This is a genomic window from Stenotrophomonas sp. SrG (assembly GCF_050031795.1).
In the GTDB taxonomy this organism is placed as follows: Bacteria; Pseudomonadota; Gammaproteobacteria; order Xanthomonadales; family Xanthomonadaceae; genus Stenotrophomonas; species Stenotrophomonas rhizophila_A.
Genome location: NZ_JBNBBE010001222.1, coordinates 1 through 237, shown reverse-complemented (window position 1 = coordinate 237; position 237 = coordinate 1). Strand labels below are relative to the sequence as shown.

Sequence of the window (237 nt, the reverse complement as noted above, 5' to 3'; positions counted from 1 at the left end):
TGATGAGACGGCCGGTCAGCTGGTCGCCTGCGTTCATTTCCACCACCTGGTAGTGGACATTGCCTGTGACACGGGCGCTGGGGGTCAGCTCGACCCGCTCGCTGGCGTGCACGTCGCCATCCAGGCGGCCACTGAGCACCACCACGAGGGCGCGGATCTCGCCTTCGATGCTGCCCTGCTCGGCCAGCGTGAGTGTGGCCGTGGTCGCGCCTTCCTGGGCGATCACCTTGCCCAGGA

Annotated in this window: 1 protein-coding gene; it reads right to left on the bottom strand. The window is 67.5% G+C overall.

What is annotated here, in order from left to right:
• Nucleotides 1-237 (bottom strand): bactofilin family protein (locus ACQG3P_RS23330; protein WP_426806372.1); only part of this gene is annotated, 237 nt, incomplete at both ends.